At 40.7% G+C, this 15,525-nt stretch carries 14 protein-coding genes; 10 read left to right on the top strand and 4 right to left on the bottom strand.

Going from position 1 to position 15,525, the window contains the following annotated elements:
• Nucleotides 1-129 precede the first annotated feature (129 nt).
• On the top strand, nt 130-1,980 hold the full coding sequence (locus tag B7695_RS01755) for a polysaccharide biosynthesis protein (protein ID WP_084889468.1): 1,851 nt from the start codon (nt 130-132) through the stop codon (nt 1,978-1,980).
• Nucleotides 1,981-2,088: 108 nt separating this feature from the next.
• Here B7695_RS01755 and B7695_RS01750 read toward each other — a convergent pair whose 3' ends face one another.
• From B7695_RS01750 to sdaAB, 3 genes are read right to left on the bottom strand one after another with little or no spacing between them, the layout of a single operon-like run.
• On the bottom strand, nt 2,089-2,721 hold the full coding sequence (locus B7695_RS01750; RefSeq protein ID WP_084889467.1) for an HAD family hydrolase: 633 nt from the start codon (nt 2,719-2,721) through the stop codon (nt 2,089-2,091).
• Between the two features lie 21 nt (nt 2,722-2,742).
• Nucleotides 2,743-3,615 (bottom strand): L-serine ammonia-lyase, iron-sulfur-dependent, subunit alpha, encoded by an 873-nt coding sequence (gene sdaAA / locus B7695_RS01745; RefSeq protein ID WP_000500046.1) that lies wholly within the window; start codon nt 3,613-3,615, stop codon nt 2,743-2,745.
• A gap of 8 nt (nt 3,616-3,623) precedes the next feature.
• The gene (gene sdaAB / locus B7695_RS01740) at nt 3,624-4,295 is read right to left on the bottom strand and encodes an L-serine ammonia-lyase, iron-sulfur-dependent subunit beta (protein WP_084889466.1); all 672 of its coding nucleotides are present in this window, start codon (nt 4,293-4,295) and stop codon (nt 3,624-3,626) included.
• A 241-nt stretch (nt 4,296-4,536) separates the two neighbouring features.
• Between sdaAB and apf the strand changes: the two genes are divergently transcribed.
• Nucleotides 4,537-5,142 (top strand): aggregation-promoting factor, encoded by a 606-nt coding sequence (gene apf, locus B7695_RS01735; RefSeq protein WP_084889465.1) that lies wholly within the window; start codon nt 4,537-4,539, stop codon nt 5,140-5,142.
• A gap of 50 nt (nt 5,143-5,192) precedes the next feature.
• Here the strand turns inward: apf and B7695_RS01730 are convergent, their stop codons facing one another.
• Nucleotides 5,193-6,056 carry a helix-turn-helix domain-containing protein gene (locus B7695_RS01730; RefSeq protein WP_084889464.1) on the bottom strand — a complete coding sequence of 288 codons (864 nt, stop codon included), beginning with the start codon at nt 6,054-6,056 and terminating at the stop codon, nt 5,193-5,195.
• Between the two features lie 321 nt (nt 6,057-6,377).
• On the opposite strand from B7695_RS01730, the gene B7695_RS01725 reads away from it, so the two are divergent.
• The 8 genes from B7695_RS01725 (at nt 6,378) to B7695_RS01690 (ending at nt 15,519) form a co-directional block, all read left to right on the top strand.
• On the top strand, nt 6,378-6,965 hold the full coding sequence (locus B7695_RS01725) for a hypothetical protein (RefSeq protein ID WP_084889463.1): 588 nt from the start codon (nt 6,378-6,380) through the stop codon (nt 6,963-6,965).
• A 285-nt stretch (nt 6,966-7,250) separates the two neighbouring features.
• On the top strand, nt 7,251-9,359 hold the full coding sequence (locus B7695_RS01720) for an amino acid ABC transporter permease (RefSeq protein ID WP_084889462.1): 2,109 nt from the start codon (nt 7,251-7,253) through the stop codon (nt 9,357-9,359).
• Nucleotides 9,356-9,997, top strand: coding sequence for an ABC transporter ATP-binding protein (locus B7695_RS01715; protein ID WP_084889461.1), 642 nt, complete (start codon nt 9,356-9,358; stop codon nt 9,995-9,997). The genes B7695_RS01720 and B7695_RS01715 overlap by 4 nt, the downstream gene beginning before the upstream one ends.
• Nucleotides 9,998-10,203: 206 nt before the next feature.
• Complete coding sequence (locus tag B7695_RS01710; RefSeq protein ID WP_084889460.1) at nt 10,204-11,010, top strand: ABC transporter substrate-binding protein; 807 nt, start codon at nt 10,204-10,206, stop codon at nt 11,008-11,010.
• A 16-nt stretch (nt 11,011-11,026) separates the two neighbouring features.
• Nucleotides 11,027-12,223 (top strand): argininosuccinate synthase, encoded by a 1,197-nt coding sequence (locus B7695_RS01705; RefSeq protein ID WP_084889469.1) that lies wholly within the window; start codon nt 11,027-11,029, stop codon nt 12,221-12,223.
• Nucleotides 12,224-12,251: 28 nt separating this feature from the next.
• Nucleotides 12,252-13,646 (top strand): argininosuccinate lyase, encoded by a 1,395-nt coding sequence (gene argH, locus B7695_RS01700; RefSeq protein WP_084889459.1) that lies wholly within the window; start codon nt 12,252-12,254, stop codon nt 13,644-13,646.
• A gap of 155 nt (nt 13,647-13,801) precedes the next feature.
• Nucleotides 13,802-14,923: a tRNA 2-thiouridine(34) synthase MnmA gene (gene mnmA / locus B7695_RS01695; protein ID WP_084889458.1), complete on the top strand. Its 1,122-nt coding sequence runs from the start codon at nt 13,802-13,804 to the stop codon at nt 14,921-14,923.
• A gap of 140 nt (nt 14,924-15,063) precedes the next feature.
• Nucleotides 15,064-15,519, top strand: coding sequence for an NUDIX hydrolase (locus B7695_RS01690; protein WP_192855706.1), 456 nt, complete (start codon nt 15,064-15,066; stop codon nt 15,517-15,519).
• The last annotated feature ends 6 nt before the right edge of the window (nt 15,520-15,525 follow it).

Raw genomic sequence — 15,525 nt, 5'->3', positions numbered from 1 at the left:
ACTGACTACGTCAGTTCCATCTACAACCTCAAAACAGTGTTTTGAGCAACCTGCGGCTAGTTTCCTAGTTTGCTCTTTGATTTTCATTGAGTATAATCATCCAACTCTTTTAAGGAGGAGTAAATTTCTATGAATAAAAAACTCACGGATTATGTCATTGATCTGGTGGAAATTTTAAATAAACAACAAAAACAAGTCTTCTGGGGCATATTTGATATTTTCAGTATGGTGGTTTCCATCATTGTATCTTATATCTTATTCTACGGATTGATTAATCCAGCACCTGTTGACTACATTATCTATACGAGTTTGGCCTTCTTGTTTTATCAATTGATGATTGGATTTTGGGGGTTGAACGCTAGTATTAGTCGTTACAGCAAGATTACGGATTTCATGAAAATCTTTTTTGGTGTGTCTGCGAGCAGCGTCTTGTCATATAGTATCTGCTATGCCTTCTTGCCACTCTTTTCCATCCGTTTCATCATTCTCTTTATCTTGTTGAGTACCTTCCTGATTTTATTGCCACGGATTACTTGGCAGTTAATCTACTCTAGACGCAAAAAAGGAAGTGGCGATGGAGAACACCGTCGAACCTTCTTGATTGGTGCTGGTGATGGTGGGGCCCTCTTTATGGATAGCTACCAACATCCAACCAGTGATTTGGAACTTGTCGGTATTTTGGATAAGGATGCTAAGAAAAAGGGCCAAAAACTTGGTGGTATTCCTGTTTTGGGCTCTTATGATAGTCTGCCTGAATTAGCCAAACGTCATCAAATCGAGCGAGTTATCGTTGCAATTCCGTCGCTTGATCCGTCAGAATATGAGCGTATCTTGCAGATGTGTAATAAGCTGGGTGTCAAATGTTACAAGATGCCTAAGGTTGAAACTGTTGTTCAAGGACTTCACCAAGCAGGTGGAGGCTTCCAGAAGATTGATATCACAGACCTTTTGGGCCGTCAGGAAATTCGTCTTGACGAATCGCGTCTGGGCGCAGAACTGACAGGTAAGACCATATTAGTCACAGGGGCTGGTGGTTCAATCGGTTCTGAAATCTGTCGCCAAGTTAGTCGCTTCAATCCTGAACGCATCGTCTTGCTTGGTCATGGGGAAAACTCAATCTACCTTGTTTATCATGAATTGATTCGCAAGTTCCAAGGAATTGATTATGTACCTGTGATTGCGGACATTCAAGACTATGATCGTCTCTTGCAAGTCTTTGAGCAGTACAAGCCTGCTATTGTTTATCATGCGGCTGCTCACAAGCACGTTCCTATGATGGAGCGCAATCCAAAAGAAGCCTTCAAAAACAATATCCGTGGAACCTACAATGTGGCTAGGGCTGTTGATGAAGCCAAAGTACCTAAGATGGTTATGATTTCAACGGATAAGGCGGTCAATCCACCCAATGTTATGGGAGCAACCAAGCGCGTGGCTGAGTTGATTGTCACTGGCTTTAACCAACGTAGCCAATCAACCTACTGTGCAGTTCGTTTTGGGAATGTTCTTGGCAGCCGTGGTAGTGTGATTCCAGTCTTTGAACGTCAGATTGCTGAAGGTGGGCCTGTAACGGTGACAGACTTCCGCATGACCCGTTACTTTATGACCATTCCAGAAGCTAGTCGTCTGGTCATCCATGCTGGTGCTTATGCTAAAGATGGAGAAGTCTTTATCCTTGATATGGGCAAACCAGTCAAAATTTATGACTTGGCTAAGAAAATGGTCCTTCTAAGTGGACACACTGAGAGCGAAATTCCAATCGTTGAAGTTGGAATCCGCCCAGGTGAAAAACTCTACGAAGAACTCTTGGTATCAACCGAACTTGTTGATAACCAGGTTATGGATAAGATTTTCGTTGGTAAGGTTAATGTCATGCCTCTAGAAGCCATCGATCAAAAAATTGAAGAGTTCCGAACTCTCAGTGGAGATGAGTTGAAGCAAGCTATTATCGCCTTTGCCAATCAAACAACCCACGTTGAATAAAAAAGAAAAACGCATATTATCTGGTCTTGAAAACCTTGGTAATATGCGTTTTGTTATGTATAGATTTACTTCATTTTCTTCTGAAATAGAGTTGTCGCCCAGTCTATGTTATTGAAAATACGCCAAAACTTCTATGGGTTTGTGAGCGATATAATCAGGCTGATAGTTTAGCAAGTCTGATTGCTCTCCAAATCCCCAAGTGACGGCTAATTTCTGAATGCCAGTTTCTTGAGCACCCAGCATATCAAACTTAGTATCTCCGATGATGATGGCTTGTTGAGGGGCTAGTTGATGTGCCTGCAAGGCTTGGCGAATGACATCTGCCTTATGGGGTGCTTCAGGGCTGGAACCATAAATGCCATCAAAGAAATGATGGATTCCCAAATTTTTAGTCATATCCTGAGCAGTTGGTGTATTCTTTGTAGTGGTGATATAGAGAGGGTAATTCTTGGATAGTTCCTCAAGTAATTCTACAATCTGAGGGAAGAGCTGAGCTTCATAGATGCCTTTTTCCTTATAGTAAGAACGGTATATCTGCACAGCTTCAGAGGTTTGTTCTTTGGGCAGGCAGGTCGCAAAACTACTTTCAAGGGGCGGTCCCATAAAACCACGAATCGTTTTGACATCAGGGCTAGGTACCCCAAGCTCTTTAAAGGTATGGGTAAAGGCATTGTGAATCCCGATAGAACTGTCAACGAGGGTTCCATCCAGATCAAAAAAGATAGCTGAGATAGAGGTCATGATTTCTCCTATTTGATAAGCTTATTCTCCGAAAATTTCTTTTTGGAGGCGACGACCAGTAGGGGTGGCAGCGAGTCCACCTTCAGCTGTTTCACGAAAGGCAGTTGGCATGCTTGCTCCTACTTGGTACATGGCATCGATAACTTCATCCACAGGGATTTTAGATTCGATACCTGCCAAGGCCATATCTGCTGCGATGAAGGCAAAGCTGGCTCCCATGGCATTACGTTTGACACAGGGCACTTCAACCAAGCCGGCAACAGGGTCACAGATGAGGCCTAGCATATTTTTAATGACAAAGGCAATGGCCTGACTGGCCTGATAAGGTGTCCCACCAGCAGCCAGAGTCAAGGCGGCAGCACTCATAGCAGAGGCCGAACCAACCTCAGCTTGGCACCCACCCTCAGCACCCGAGATAGAGGCGTTGTTTGCGATGACTAGTCCAAAGGCACCGGCAGCAAAGAGGAAATCCAGCTGTTGCTCGTGACTGAGGTCTAATTTTTCAATAGCAGCAGTGAGAACGGAAGGCAGACAGCCAGCACTTCCAGCGGTCGGAGTGGCACAGACCAAGCCCATTTTGGCATTGTGTTCATTGACTGCGATGGCATTTCGGGCAGCTGATAGAATCGTGTAATCTGATAGAGTTTTTCCGTTTTTGATGTAGTGATCCAATTTGGCAGCATCTCCACCTGTCAGGCCACTACGAGATTTATTTTCATTGAGGCCAAGTTGGACAGAGGCTTTCATGACTTCTAGATTGCGTTCCATGAGAAGGAGGACTTCTTCACGTTCGCGACCTGTCAATTCAAACTCTGTTGTAATCATAAGTTCTGAGACATTTCCTTGAAAGTCCAGATCTGCTTGCTCGACCAATTCTTTGATAGAATAAAACATGCTTCCTCCTATTTAAAGAAATTGACATTGTGGAGATGAGGGATTTTTCGAATTTCTTCGATAGCCTCATCACAGTTGCGACTGTCAACTTCGATAATCATAATAGCTTTTTTACCAGCTTTTTCACGAGTAACATTCATCTGGGCGATATTGATACCATAGCGTGAAAGAGCCTCTGTTACGAGGGCAATCATACCTGGAATATCTTGATGAACAATGATGATAGTCGGTGTATTCATATTGAGAGAGACGGCAAAACCATTGAGTTCGGTGACCTGAATATTCCCTCCACCGATAGAAATACCAGTCACGCTGATGGTCTTGTGTGCATTTTTGACGGTAATTTTAGTGGTGTTTGGATGAGGAGCATTACTGTCTTTCTGAATGGTCCAGACAATCTTGATACCACGTTTGTGGGCAATCTCCAGGCTGTTTGGGATTTCAGGATCATCTGTATCCATGCCCAAAATACCTGCAACAAGGGCTAGGTCTGTTCCGTGACCACGATAGGTCTTGGCAAATGAGTTAAAAAGTTGGAATTCGACTTCTGTCGGAGTATCATCAAAAATGGAAGAGACAATCTTCCCAATACGAACAGCGCCAGCGGTATGGCTACTAGATGGGCCAATCATAACTGGTCCGATGATATCAAAGACAGATTGAAAACGAAGTGATTTCATCAGTTTCCCCTTATAAAAATTCTTATCTCTATTATATCAAAGAATAAAGGTCTTGACTTTAATTGTGGATGAAAACCTTTCTAATACCTTAAACAGCATAAAAATAGTATCTTTTATGACAAAAAACACATTATTTAGGGAAATAAAAAATAATTTTGTAATATTTATACATAAAAGTGTCAAGAAACGGTAATATTTAAAGGGTATGATAGAACTATAGAAAGAAGGAGAATTTTCAAATATGAAATCAACAACTAAAAAGATTAAAACAACTCTTGCAGGAGTAGCTGCCTTGTTTGCAGTATTTGCTCCATCATTTGTATCTGCTCAAGAATCATCAACTTACACTGTTAAAGAAGGTGATACACTTTCAGAAATCGCTGAAACTCACAACACAACTGTTGAGAAATTGGCAGAAAACAACCACATTGACAACATCCATATGATTTATGTTGGTCAAGAGTTGGTTATCGACGGTTCAGCAGCGCCAGTAGCCCCAGCTTCAACGACTTATGAAGCTCCAGCTGCCCAAGATGAAGCTGTTTCAGCCACAGTGGCAGAAACTACAGAGGTAGAGGAGGAAACTCCAGTAGCAGAAGAAACAGTTGCTTCAACTGTAAGCGGATCTGAAGCAGAAGCTAAAGAATGGATTGCACAAAAAGAATCAGGCGGTAGCTACACAGCTACAAACGGACGTTACATCGGACGCTACCAATTGACAGATTCATACTTGAATGGTGACTACTCAGCTGAAAACCAAGAACGTGTAGCAGATGCCTATGTTGCAGGACGTTACGGTTCATGGTCAGCTGCTAAAACCTTCTGGCTTAACAATGGCTGGTATTAAGAAATAACGAACAGAATAATATGAAAAGGTCGAGGAAATCCCTCGACTTTTTATCTTTTCTTCGGTTGATAATAGGTCTCTACTTCTTTTTTGAGATGAGACAGCATAGAAGTTTCCTCGGTCAGCTCTAGAAGTGAGAAACCTTTTTGGATAAGTCTAGCGTCATCCCTACAAATCCCGATACGAACATAGCAGATAGCAAGCCTATCGTAGTGCTTCTTTTTCTTGGCATCCTCTAGTAAAGTATAGCAGATTTGTTGACACATGTTTTTGTCTTGATGGTATAAGTAAATGGTGGACAGATTGAGTAGGATTGCCATTCGTAAGTCATATAAATGTTGGTAGTTTTTATAGACTTCCAAGCGTTGCAGGATTTTTCCAGTAATGAGATGGAGGTGTTCAATAGGAAAGCTGAAAAGGATGGTATTGAGGATTTTTAGGTCATTTTCATACCATGTATCTTGTTTTTCAATTTTTTCCCAAAGTTTTGTGACAGTCTGTTTCACTTGGTTTGACAGTTGCTCTGTACCATGTTGACGGATATGAATGACAATTTCCAGCATATCCCTTATTTCTTCTATAGGTAGATCGTAGTGGGTTTTGAGATAGTCTTGGCATGTTTCAAAAAAATTAACTAGACTACTGCTGCCAATGATAGAACTCATATTGAGATAAGTTTGCATGATTTCTGTTCGTTGGCTCGGTTGATAGAGATGGCAGATGTAGTCAAACTCTTCAAAACTCATATTGATTTGACGGAGAAGAAATTCCATATTTTCATATTTGGGAGTTACCTTGCCGCTTTCAATCTTTGATAGGCTAGTTCTTGATAGGACATTTCCACAGACCTCTTCTTGGGTCAAGCCTTTTGATTCGCGTATTTCTTTATATACTTTCCCGAAATCATAACGCATAATTTTCTCCTTTTCGTGAAAAAAGTTAACAAATAATAAAATCCTATTAAAAATATTGTATCATAGTAATATAAAAAGTAAAAAAGAAAGCTAAAATAAGTTTGGTGTAATTTTAAAATGGGCTTAACAGTACTATGATGTAGCTAGAAAAGGGATGGAAAAATGTTTAAAAATAAGGAACTTTTTCGAGTAGTCATGATATTTGTGATAGGAATTATCCTAATTTTAATGACACCCGTCTTATTTAAAGTTGTTATGGAACTATTTTCAAAATAGATAAGCCTCTGCTTTAGGTGGAGTAGTGACTCAGGAGGTTAAGTGATGAACTACAATTTAAAATATCTTTTATCAGGAATATTTGTCCTAGTCTTTATAGGTTTCCTAGTCTGGATGCGTTATTTTAATCAGAGGAAGGAAGAAGCGCATTCGGATGTGTCTTTTGAAGCGAGGTTAGATAGTGAGGTCAAGAACTTGTATAAACAACTAGGATTGGGTGAGGAGCCTCACTATTTCTTAGCCTATCGCTACCTACATCCTTGGTTTAATTTGGCGATTTTACCACCAGCAGTTGAAATTTTCTTAACTAAAATAGCGCTGGTGATGGTAACTCCAGATGAACTGCTGATAAGAAATCTTGGGAATGGGATGACTTTCACAAGTGAGCATCATCGTGATTTGCGGCAAGGCCTTATCCGCATTCCAAAATCAGAGATGAAAGAATTTGAGATTCGTAACTGGAAAAAATTTTTTGTATTTGGCGATTTTTTGACAATTAAAACAAGCCAACATAGCTATTATTTACAGGTTAGAGATGATGGACTTCAAAAAGGAAGTCTTTCTACCAAACATTTCTCCGACTTGAAACGACAAGATTTTCTCGGATTATTGACAGATAAAAGAACATTCTGATTGACAATTGCCCTAGTTGTTTATTGTAAACTTTACAAATGAGCTGTAAACACTAGAATCCATTCAGAAAGGTAATTCCTATGAAAAATAAAATTTTAATCATTGTTTATATTTTAGCCTCGCTAATCATCAGTTTTATAATCTTTTCACTTTTACATATTGATTTTAAATGGTGGACAACTCTGGCTATAAGTGCAGGATTTATTTACACCTACTTAAAATTTAGTAAAAAATAAAAAGTACCTGCACCTATCTCGCTTTCGTCTCTTCACGGGAGGTATCTCTATGAAAAAAATCAGTCATCTTTGTATGCTCCTGCTCTTGCTGTGTACTACGTTTTTTGTCCTGAATGTAAATGTTACACGAGAAATAGTGCGGATTCAGGAGATGGGCAAGACAACTTATTCATTTGACTTGTACTTGAAAGATGTCACTAAACCGACAGAAACGATTCTCCAGTTTTTTGAAGAGGTTGCAAGTCAAGACAAGGTCTCTATTATCAAAGTAGATAATGGCGATGAGGTGGTCAAGGCTGGTGTTTTTGATAAGGAAACCTTTCCCTATCAGGAGTTCGGTTTGACTTCTCTTGATTTTTCAAAGAATGAGAAGGGAGTCTACAGTAACCAGAACCTTCCCAATAATCTAGGAACCATTCCCACCTTTTTAAAGGTGAAACTCATTCGACTCCAGACCTTCCAATCCTATATTGAGGATAAATCCCATACTGTAAATGGGCGCTACATGATTACCTCCAGCAAAGAGATAGATCGCGATACCATTCTACAAAAGTGGAGTGATTTTTTCCAGATAGATAAGACGATTTTATTAGAACCCACTTACCGAAGTCAGGTTGGAGTGCTAAATCAAGAGTTGTTACTATCTATCATTATCTTTATCTTGGCAATCTTGCTTGTGATTTTAATGACAGTTTATCAGCCGATGATGGAGATGAAACGAGTTGGGGTTCAAAAGTTACTTGGTTTTCAAAGCAGAGCGATTTTAGCTGGTTTTGTAAAGACTAATTTTTATCTTCTCTTGGGTGGAAGTCTTGTCATTGACTTGGGACTATTTTTAGTGCTGGACTACAGACCAAAACTTTTGTTCCCAAGTTTACTCTTATCCCAATTTCTGCTTTTACAGTTGTATTTGTTCATCAGTTGGCTGACCTACCTGATGATTCAGAAAATGACAGTTAGTTCCATGTTGAAAGGTTTTTCATCTGTCAAACTTGGTCTAATCTTCAATTATGTGATGAAAATAGGGACAACTATTTTACTGACGGCCTTACTGATTGGGGTAGGCAGAAGTCTAGAACAAGAAAACAAAGAACTTGCTTATCAGCAACAGTGGGTAAGTCAAGGTAATTACCTGACCTTAGAAACCTTCAAACTCAATGATAATCTGTGGCAAGAAGAGCTAGCAGGGTCAGGGAAATCTACAGATTATTTCTATCGATTTTATCAGGATTTGGTAGAAAAAACGCAGGCGGGCTATGTGCAGAGTAGCAGTCTTCCTGTAAAAAATTTTGTCCAATCAGAACAGATTCAGCAATATCAGTTAACAGATACGGTGGATGTTTACTATGCCAATCGCAATTTTCTAAAGAGCAAGGGATTCAAGCTACCAGATACCGGTATTAAAAAAGTTATTTTGATGCCAGCAAGTACGAAAGGACAAGAAGGCAAGAATCAGTTCTTGGGAAAATCCATCGCCTATCTTTCTCTGAGGTATGAAGATCAGCAAAAGCAAACAATAGAAGATATGGCTGTAGAAATTGCCTACTATGAAGGAGATTGGTCTTTCTTCCCTTATAATAATGAGCGAAAGGAAAATCTCCACAATCCAATCATTAGTCTGGTAAATGATCAAGACATGATGTGGGAAGAAAAGACTCGCTTGTCAACGACAGGTTTAAACAATCCGATGAAAGTTGAAAATACAGAACAAAATCAAAAAGTGATTACGGAGTTAGTTGAGAAATTATCAGATGGGAATTATTTAAAATTTTCATCGATTCAAGCCATTCAACAAGAGAAAGTAGATTCTTATCGAGATGCAGTTCTAAATCTTAATATACTCTTTGCTTTGTTTGGTCTCCTTAGCATGATGATTTCCTACTTTTTACTCGTTACTACTTTCTTGTTGAAGCGCAGGGATATCATTACCAAGAAGTTTATGGGGTGGAAACTGGTCGATCGCTACCGTCCTCTCTTAGTTCTGCTCTTGCTGGGCTATAGTCTCCCTCTTCTAGTCTTGATTTTCTTTGCCCATGCGCTCTTGCCACTCCTGCTGTTTGCAGGCTTTACATGTTTGGATATACTATTTGTGCTAGCCTTGGCTTCTAGGATGGAGAAAAGAAGTCTAGTAGAGTTATTGAAAGGGGGCATCTTATGATTGAGTTGGAAAATATTACCAAAACCATTGGGGGAAAAGTGATTTTGGATAACTTATCTCTCAGGATTGATCAGGGGGATTTGGTAGCTATTGTTGGCAAGAGTGGTAGTGGTAAGTCGACCTTGTTAAATTTATTAGGTTTGATAGATGGTGATTATAGTGGACGGTATGAGATTTTTGGCCAGATAAATCTAGCGGTTAATTCTGCCAAGTCGCAAACAATAATCCGTGAACATATCTCTTATTTGTTTCAAAATTTTGCCTTGATTGATGATGAAACGGTCGAGTACAATCTCATGCTGGCACTGAAATATGTGAAATTGTCCAAGAAAGACAAGCTCAAAAAGGTGGAAGAGATTTTAGAGAGAGTAGGTTTGTCAGCTACTTTGCATCAAAAGGTCTCCGAGTTGTCTGGTGGCGAACAACAACGAATTGCAGTTGCTAGAGCCATCTTAAAACCCAGCCAGCTGATTTTAGCCGATGAGCCGACAGGTTCGCTGGATCCTGAAAATAGAGATTTGGTCTTGAAGTTTCTCTTAGAGATGAATCGAGAAGGGAAAACAGTTATTATTGTGACCCACGATGCTTATGTAGCCCAACAATGTCATCGGATCATTGAATTGGGCGAGGGGAAATGAGTTCGTTCAGCTCCTTTTGACTGACTGAATACTCATGTTTTTCAGAGAGAAGTAGCATAAATACGCCTAGGAATGACATTTTTATGTAGTATTTCTAGGTTTTTTTGTTTCAAATTGAAAAAAATTTCAATTTAGGCTTGACAAACGATGAGTATAGGAGTATTATTTATACAACAAAAAAGAATAAACATAAAGGAGGCTTTGTTATGAATAAGATGAAGAAGGTGTTGATGACGATGTTTGGTTTAGTGATGCTCCCCCTACTATTTGCTTGTAGTAACAATCAATCGGCTGGAATTGAAGCCATCAAGTCCAAAGGAAAATTGGTTGTAGCCCTCAATCCAGATTTTGCTCCATTTGAATATCAAAAAGTGGTTGATGGGAAAAATCAGATTGTGGGTTCAGATATCGAATTAGCCAAGGCTATCGCAACAGAACTAGGTGTCGAATTGGAACTATCACCCATGAGTTTTGACAATGTACTGGCTAGTGTTCAATCAGGAAAAGCCGATCTTGCCATATCTGGTGTTTCTAAGACAGATGAACGGAGTAAGGTATTCGATTTTTCAACTCCCTACTATACTTCAAAAAATAAGCTCATTGTCAAAAAATCTGACTTGGCCACTTATCAGTCTGTCAACGACTTAGCGCAGAAAAAGGTCGGAGCGCAGAAAGGTTCGATTCAGGAGACGATGGCGAAAGATTTGCTTCAAAATTCTTCCCTCGTATCTCTGCCTAAAAATGGGAATTTAATCACTGATTTAAAATCAGGACAAGTGGATGCCGTTATCTTTGAAGAACCAGTTGCCAAGGGATTTGTGGAAAATAATCCTGATTTAGCAATCGCAGACCTCAATTTTGAAAAAGAGCAAGATGATTCTTATGCGGTCGCCATGAAAAAAGATAGCAAGAAATTGAAAGAGGCAGTCGATAGAACCATTCAAAAGTTGAAGGAGTCTGGGGAATTAGACAAACTCATTGGGGATGCATTTAAAGCGTCCATTGAAAAATAGAAAGAAGGACATGAACATGAGTAAAGAAAAAGTAATTTTGGCCTATTCTGGCGGTTTGGACACATCAGTTGCTATTACCTGGCTGAAGAAAGACTATGATGTTGTTGCAGTTTGTATGGATGTGGGTGAAGGGAAAGACTTAGATTTCATCCATGATAAGGCTCTCAAGGTTGGGGCAGTCGAATCTTATGTCATTGATGTTAAGGACGAATTTGCTACAGATTATGTGCTAGTGGCTCTTCAGTCACATGCCTATTATGAACAAAAGTACCCCTTGGTATCTGCCTTGAGCCGCCCTCTTATTTCTAAAAAATTGGTTGAAATAGCGCATCAGACAGGAGCGACTACAATTGCTCATGGTTGTACCGGTAAGGGGAATGACCAAGTGCGTTTTGAAGTATCGATTGCAGCCTTGGATCCCAATTTAAAAGTGATTGCTCCAGTTCGTGAATGGAAATGGTCTCGGGAGGAAGAAATTCATTATGCCAAGGAAAATGGAGTACCTGTTCCTGCTGACCTTGACAATCCCTACTCTGTTGACCAAAATCTTTGGGGACGTGCCAATGAATGTGGTATTTTGGAAAATCCATGGAATCAGGCTCCAGAAGAAGCCTTTGGCATCACAACTTCTCCAGAGAAAGCTCCAGATATGCCAGAATACATTGATATTGAGTTTAGTGAAGGTGTTCCAGTTTCCCTCAATGGAGAAGTGTTAAAATTGGCAGATTTGATTCAAAAACTCAATGAAATAGCTGGAAAACATGGGGTCGGACGGATTGACCACGTGGAAAATCGTTTGGTTGGGATTAAATCAAGAGAAATCTATGAGTGTCCAGGTGCAGTGACCCTGCTGACAGCTCATAAGGAAATTGAGGACTTGACGCTTGTGAGAGAAGTGGCTCATTTTAAACCAATCATAGAAAATGAATTATCAAATCTCATTTATAATGCTTTGTGGTTTAGTCCAGCTACACAAGCCTTGATTGCTTATATTAAAGAGACCCAAAAAGTTGTCAATGGGACTGCAAAAGTCAAACTCTATAAGGGAAGTGCTCAGGTCGTGGCTCGGAAATCACCAAATTCACTTTACGATGAAAATTTGGCGACATATACTAGTGCAGATACCTTTGACCAAGATGCGGCTGTTGGCTTTATTAAGTTATGGGGACTTCCAACCAAGGTTCATTCTGAGGTTCAAAAAAGCGCCAAATAGGGCGATTGACTAGAGAGGTGGATGTGATATGGCTAAGAATACAAAATTATGGGGTGGTCGCTTTGAAGGTACTGTCGAAGACTGGGTAGAGCGCTTTGGTGCGAGTATATCTTTTGACCAGAAATTAGCTAAATTTGACTTGATTGGTTCTTTAGCCCACGTTCAGATGTTGGGCCAGACGGGCATTTTGAGTTTGAAGGAGTCAGAAAAGATTCAAGAAGGTTTGAAAGAGCTCCTAGAAGAGCTAGAGGCAGGTCAACTTGATTTTGATATTGCAAACGAAGATATTCACATGAATATGGAAGTATTGCTGACAGAAAAAATTGGTCCCCTTGCAGGGAAGTTACATACGGCTCGTTCTCGAAATGACCAAGTTGCGACAGATATGCACTTGTATCTCAAGGAACAACTAGGCCATGTCCTAGATAAACTGGTTCATCTCAAGGGTGTTTTATTAGACTTGGCGGAAAATCATGTGGAGACGATCATGCCGGGCTATACCCATCTGCAACATGCCCAGCCTATTAGTTTTGCCCACCACCTGATGGCTTACTACAATATGTTTCAAAGAGACAGTGAACGCTTTGAATTTAACCAGAAGCATACAGACCTATGCCCTCTAGGTGCGGCAGCTTTGGCAGGAACGACTTTCCCCATTGATCGCCAATTGTCTAGCGATTTGTTAGAGTTTAAGCAACCTTATACAAATTCTTTGGATGCTGTTAGTGACCGCGATTTTATCTTAGAATTTCTATCCAATGCTAGCATACTCATGATGCATATGAGTCGTTTTTGCGAAGAAATGATCAATTGGTGTAGCTTTGAGTACCAATTCATTACCTTGTCAGATACGTTTACAACAGGTTCCTCTATTATGCCACAAAAGAAAAATCCAGATATGGCTGAGTTGATTCGAGGAAAGACTGGCAGAGTTTATGGGAATCTGTTTGGACTGTTGACAGTCATGAAGTCCTTGCCTTTAGCTTATAATAAGGATTTGCAAGAGGATAAGGAAGGAATGTTTGACACGGTCGAAACGATTTTAAATTCCCTTGATGTATTGGCAGGTATGTTATCTAGCTTGCAGGTAAATAAGGAAAAAATGCAAGAGTCGACAGAGAAGGACTTTTCAAATGCGACTGAGTTGGCAGATTATTTGGCAGGGAAAGGCTTGCCATTTAGAGAAGCTCATGAGGTTGTGGGAAGATTAGTGTTAGACTCTATCAAGTCTGCTAAAAATATTCAAGATTGGACTTTGGAGGAATTACAAACCTATCATTCTCTCATTGCCGAGGATATCTATGTCTACTTGCAACCTAAAACTGCTGTTCAAAGACGAAATTCCTTGGGAGGTACAGGATTTGACCAAGTGAAATACCAGATTGCAGTTGCTAAGAAAGCGAATGAAGGTAAAAAGTGCTAGATTGATAGGTTCAGAATAAGAGGTTGGTCGATTGACAGCCTCTTTCTTGTCTTCTCCAACCAAGCATGTTATAATGAATACTGCTCAAGCGACCTTCAATCGTGAAGCACACACGACCTTCAATCGTGAATAAACGAATAGATGGGAGACTTATCATGAGTGATAACTCTAAAACACGTGTTGTCGTGGGGATGAGTGGTGGTGTCGATTCGTCGGTGACGGCTCTTTTGCTCAAGGAGCAGGGCTACGATGTGATCGGTATTTTCATGAAGAACTGGGATGACACAGATGAAAACGGCGTCTGTACGGCGACTGAAGATTACAAGGATGTGGCTGCAGTGGCAGACCAGATTGGCATTCCTTACTACTCTGTCAATTTTGAAAAAGAGTACTGGGACCGCGTTTTTGAGTATTTCCTAGCGGAATACCGTGCAGGACGCACGCCAAATCCAGATGTTATGTGCAACAAGGAAATCAAGTTCAAGGCCTTTTTGGACTATGCCATGACCTTGGGGGCAGATTATGTAGCGACTGGGCATTATGCTCGAGTAGCGCGTGATGAGGATGGCATCGTTCACATGCTGCGTGGCGTGGACAATGGCAAGGACCAAACCTATTTCCTCAGCCAACTTTCGCAAGAACAACTTCAAAAAACCATGTTTCCACTGGGGCATTTGGAAAAGCCTGAAGTTCGCAGACTAGCAGAAGAAGCAGGCCTTGCGACTGCCAAGAAGAAAGACTCGACAGGGATTTGCTTTATCGGAGAAAAGAACTTTAAAAACTTTCTCAGCAACTACCTGCCAGCTCAGCCTGGTCGCATGATGACTGTAGATGGTCGCGATATGGGCGAGCATGCAGGACTTATGTATTATACAATCGGTCAGCGTGGTGGTCTGGGTATCGGTGGGCAACACGGCGGTGACAATGCCCCTTGGTTCGTTGTCGGAAAAGACCTAAGCAAGAATATCCTCTATGTCGGTCAAGGTTTCTACCATGATTCGCTCATGTCAACTAGCCTAGAGGCTAGCCAAGTCCACTTTACTCGTGACATGCCAGAGGAATTTACGCTAGAATGCACAGCAAAATTCCGCTACCGTCAACCTGACTCTAAGGTGACAGTGCATGTCAAAGGAGACAAGGCAGAGGTTATCTTTGTGGAACCGCAACGCGCGATTACACCAGGACAGGCAGTTGTCTTTTACGATGGCGAAGAATGTCTAGGTGGTGGTTTGATTGACAATGCTTACCGAGATGGACAAGTTTGTCAGTACATTTAGATTGACAAATTTTCTCAATTTGCTACAATAATAAAAGCAATAGAAATGATGGTCAAAGCTCATGGATGTTGCAGGCTTTTTTGTCCTGCACTTCTTTGGAGTTTTGACTGTTTTTGTGTCGTTTAAGGGAAAGGATAAAAATGACTCAACAAGACTTTCGGACAAAAGTAGAAAATACGGTTTTTGGAGTTCGGGCGACAGCTTTGATTCTCCAAAATCGCAAGCTTCTAGTCACCAAAGATAAGGGCAAGTATTACACTATTGGCGGTGCGATTCAAGTCAATGAAAGCACGGAAGACGCGGTAGTCCGTGAAGTGAAGGAAGAACTGGGTGTCGAAGCTCAAGCTGGGCAACTAGCTTTCGTGGTTGAAAATCGTTTTGAACAGGACGGTGTTTCCTATCACAATATCGAGTTTCATTATCTGGTGGATTTGCTTGAAGATGCCCCATTGACCATGCAGGAAGATGAGAAAAGGCAGCCCTGTGAATGGATTGACATAGACAAGCTTGAGGGTATCAATCTAGTTCCAGCCTTTTTAAAAATAGCCCTGCCAGATTGGGACGGCCAACTAAGACACATTCATCTTGAGGAATAGGAGAGA

Origin of the sequence: Streptococcus mitis, from assembly GCF_002096845.1 — a bacterium.
Lineage (GTDB): Bacteria > Bacillota > Bacilli > Lactobacillales > Streptococcaceae > Streptococcus > Streptococcus mitis_A.
Note: the sequence above shows the minus strand (reverse complement) of the source record. Positions and strands in the feature narration are given on the sequence as shown.